Source organism: Streptomyces ureilyticus (assembly GCF_011045025.1).
Taxonomy (GTDB): domain Bacteria; phylum Actinomycetota; class Actinomycetes; order Streptomycetales; family Streptomycetaceae; genus Streptomyces; species Streptomyces ureilyticus.
This window is the reverse complement of sequence record NZ_JAAKZX010000372.1, coordinates 1-4,442: the sequence shown is the minus strand read 5'-3', so window position 1 is coordinate 4,442 and position 4,442 is coordinate 1. Positions and strand designations below refer to the sequence as shown.

The 4,442-nt window shown below is 69.4% G+C and carries 2 protein-coding genes; both read right to left on the bottom strand.

The annotated features are described in order from the left end of the window. A partial coding sequence (locus G6048_RS46860; protein WP_165345713.1) for a type I polyketide synthase occupies nucleotides 1-1,881 on the bottom strand: 1,881 nt, incomplete at its 3' end. Beyond that, the coding region (locus G6048_RS46855) for a type I polyketide synthase (RefSeq protein WP_165345712.1) at nucleotides 1,881-4,442 on the bottom strand (2,562 nt) is incomplete at its 5' end. The genes G6048_RS46860 and G6048_RS46855, both read right to left, overlap by 1 nt.

Here is a 4,442-nt window from a genome sequence, read left to right as displayed (position 1 = left end):
GGACCGGCCCTCGAGGCGACCGAATTCGCCGACTTCGACACCGGCCAAGCCGTCTACGCCATCACCGGCATCGGCGCCTTCACCCTCGGCTGGGACCCCGACCACCACCCCGAAGCCGACCAGGACCGTGGGCAAGGGCCCCAGCGAAGCGAGATCGAGCCGATGCTTGATCGACCCTCTGGGGTCCTTGCCCACGGCCGCCGCCACCGACGGCGTGCCCGCAGTCAACGCCCGCAGCCCGGCCAGCAGCTCATCCCGGTCCCCGCCGGCCCCCAGCACCACCGCCCGGTGCTCCAACACCGACCGCGCCGTGGCCAGCGACCAGCCCACATCCACCGGACTCAGCTCCGGCCGGGCCTGGACGTACTCCGCCAGCCGCCCCGCCTGCGCCACCAAAGCCCCAGCACTACGCCCCGATATCACCCACGGCACCACCACACCCGGGACCGGCTCCCCCCGACCCTCGGCCTCGGTCTGCGGGGCCTCCTCGACGATCACGTGCGCGTTGGTCCCGCTGATGCCGAACGACGACACCCCCGCCCGACGCGGCCGGCCCTCCACCCGCGGCCACTGCCGCGCCTCGGTCAGCAACTCCACCGCACCCGCCGACCAGTCCACATGCGGCGACGCCTCCTCCGCATGCAACGTCCGCGGCAACACCCCCTGCCCCAGCGCCAACACCATCTTGATCACACCCGCCACACCCGCCGCCGCCTGCGTATGCGCGATATTCGACTTCACCGACCCCAGCCACAACGGCCGCCCCTCCGGCCGTCCTTGGCCATAGGTCGCCAGCAACGCCTGCGCCTCAATCGGATCCCCCAGCGTCGTCCCCGTACCGTGTGCCTCCACCACATCCACGTCCCCGGCATCAAGGCGCGCACTGGCAAGCGCAGCGCGGATCACCCGCTGCTGCGACGGCCCATTCGGCGCCGTAAGCCCGTTGCTGGCCCCGTCCTGGTTCACCGCACTGCCGCGGATCACCGCCAGCACCTGATGCCCGTTCCGCCGGGCATCCGAGAGTCGCTCCAGCAGGATCAGCCCGGCGCCCTCGCCCCAGCCGACACCATCAGCGTCCGCCGAGAACGCCTTGCACCGCCCGTCCGGAGACAGGCCTTGCTGTCGGCTGAAGCCGACGAAGGTGCCGGGGTTGGCCAGCACAGCGACACCGCCGGCGATCGCCAGGGTGCACTCACCCTGTCGTAGCGAGTGAGCGGCCGCGTGGAGTGCGGTCAGCGACGAGGAGCACGCCGTGTCGACCGTCACCGCCGGCCCTTCGAAGCCGTATGTGTAGGCGATGCGGCCCGACAACACGCTGCCCGAACTGCCCGTCATGAAGTGGCTCTCGACGCCCGGTGGAACGTTTGGCGCTCCGCCCGCGTAGTGCCGGGTCACGTAGTCCGTCGTAATGCCGCCGATGAAGACCCCGACGGGCCTGCCCCGTAGGGACTTCGGAGGAATCCCGGCCCTTTCCAGGACTTCCCACGATGTCTCCATCAGCAGCCGCTGCTGCGGATCCATCGCCAGTGCCTCGTTGGGAGAGATTCCGAACAGTTCACCGTCGAATTCGGCGGCGTCGTAGAGGAACGCTCCCTCACGTACGTAGCTCTTGCCCTGCGCCTCCGGGTCCGGGTCGTACAGCGATTCCAGGTCCCAGCCACGGTTCGCGGGCAGGCCGGATACGGCATCGCCTTCTTCGGCGACGAGGCGCCACAGCGCCTCGGGGGAGTCTGCGCCGCCAGGGAAACGACAGGCCATGCTCACGATGGCTATGGGCTCACGCTGCGCGGTCGTCAGCTCTTGGTTCTGTTTGCGTAGACGTTCGTTCTCGATCAGTGACGCCCGCAGTGCCTCGACTACCTTTTCAGAGGATGCGGCCATCACGCGTTCGTCCCTTCCATGTCTGCGGGTGTGTTGCTCTCTCCGAGTGCGATCCGGACGAGATCGTCCACGTCCATCGAAGCGATGGACGTGCCTTCCGCTTCACCTGCGGTGGTCTCTGCCTCGCCGCCGGGTTCTGCGAGCCGCAGCAGCGTCTCCAGGACACCGGCTTCCCGGATGCGGGTGAGTGGAATCGAGGTGATGGTCCGCCAGATGGCCGCGTCGTCGGAATCGGCTCCGGTCGCGCCACGGCCTGCGCTGTCGATCTCCACGGACAGTTCGTCCAGTATGTGTCCGACCAGGGATTCGGGGCTGGGGTAGTCGAAGATGAGGGATCCCGACAGGCGCAGGCCGGTGGCGCCCTTGAGCCGGTTGCGCAGTTCCACGGCGGTGAGTGAGTCGATGCCCAGGTCCTGGAACGAGCTGTCGGGGGCGATCTCCGCGGGCGAGGCGTGTCCCAGAACAGCGGCGAGATTCCCGCGCACGATCTCCTCGACGACGCGTTTGTGGTCGGTCTCGGGCATGGCGCTCAGCCGCTGGGCGAGGGACGGTCCCTCGGCTGCGACACCCGTGTTCGCGCCACGCCGGACCGGGGTACGGACCAGTCCGCTCAGCAGCGGGGGCAGGGCGCCCGAGGCGGCTTGGGAACGCAACCCGGCCTGGTCCAACCGGATCGGCACCAGCAGCGGCCTGTCGTCGGCCAGGGAGGCGTCGAAGAACGCAAGTGCCTGTTCGTTCGGGATCGGGGCCAGACCGGAACGGGCGAACCGCTCCCGATCGTCTCCGCCGAGTCGAGCTGTCATGTCGCTGGTTTGTGCCCACAGGCCCCAGGCGAGTGAGAGGGCGGGAAGGCCTGCCGCCCTGCGGTCGTGCGCGAACGCGTCCAGGAAGGAGTTCGCCGCCGCGTAATTGCCCTGCCCCGGACTGCCCAGCACCCCCGACGCCGACGAGAACAGCACAAACCCCGCAAGGTCGAGATCGCGCGTCGCCTCATGCAGGTGCACCACCGCGTCGACCTTGGCCCGTAGCACGGCATCCAGATCCTCGCGCGTGAGGGCGGGGATCGTCGCATCCGCCAGGACACCGGCCGTATGCACCACCGCGGTGAGCGGATGCTCCGCCCCGATCCCGGCAACCAGCCCTCTGACCGCATCCCCGTCCGCCACATCACACGCTACGACGGAGACTTCCGCCCCCAACTCCTCCAGCTCACTCAGCAGTTCCTTGGCCCTTGGGGCCTCCATTCCACGGCGGCCTGCCAGCACCAGATGCCGCATTCCGTGGCCGGTCACCAGATGCCGGGCCACCAGCCCGCCCAGCGTCCCCGTGCCACCGGTGATCAGCACCGTGCCGTCCCGGTCCCACACCCGCGGCATGGTCAGGACGATCTTCCCCACATGCCGGGCCTGGCTCATCCACCGGAACGCCTCCGGTGCGCGGCGTACATCCCACGACGTCACCGGAAGCGGCGTCAGCACCCCCCGCCCGAACAGACCCACGATCTCCGTCAGGATCTCCTGGAAACGATCCAGCCCCGCGTCAACGAGATCGAACGCCTGGTAGGTGACGCCCGGGTGGTCGGCGGCGACCTGCTGCGGATCGCGGATGTCGGCCTTGCCCATCTCGATGAACCGGCCTCCCCGCGACAGCAACCGCAGCGAGGCATCCACGAACTCACCCGCCAGACTGTCCAGCACCACATCCACCCCCCGCCCCGCCGTGGCAGCCAGAAACTCCCGCTCGAACTCCACCGTCCGCGACGACGCGATCCGCCCCTCACCCAATCCCGCAAGCCGCAACGCATCCCACTTACCGGCACTCGCCGTACCGAACACCTCGGCCCCCAGATGCCGGGCCAACTGCACCGCCGCCGTCCCCACACCACCAGCCGCCGCATGCACCAGCACCGACTCCCCGGCCCGCACCCCCGCCAGATCCACCAAGCCGTAATACGCCGTCACAAACGCCACCGGAACCGACGCCGCCTGCTCGAACGACCAACCCTCAGGGACGGGTACGACAGCACGGCGATCGCAGACAGCCGTGGGCCCGAAAGCTCCCAGGAACATGCCCATCACCCGGTCTCCCGGGGCCAGGTCGGTCACCTCCGCACCGACCTCGGTGACCACTCCCGCAGCCTCACGGCCCATGGGCGTGCGCTCCGGATACATGTCCAGGGCAAGCAGCACATCACGGAAGTTCACCCCCGCCGCCCGCACCGCGATCCGCACCTCACCCGGCCCCAACGGCGCCGACAACTCCTCACACGGCAACAACGCCAGATGCTCAAGCGCCCCCGGACGCGACACGTCCAGCCGCCACGGCACCCCCACCGGAGGCACCAGCACCCCACCAGCACCCGAACCCGCCGCCACCAAACGAGCCCCCAGCACCTGACCGTCCCGCACCACCACCTGCGGCTCACCACTGGCCAGCACCGCAGGCAACACATCGGCCACGCCGGCCGCGTCCTCCACATCCACCAGAACGAACCGGCCCGGATTCTCCGTCTGCGCCGACCGCACCAGACCCCACACCCCGGCATGACCCAGATCCGGCAC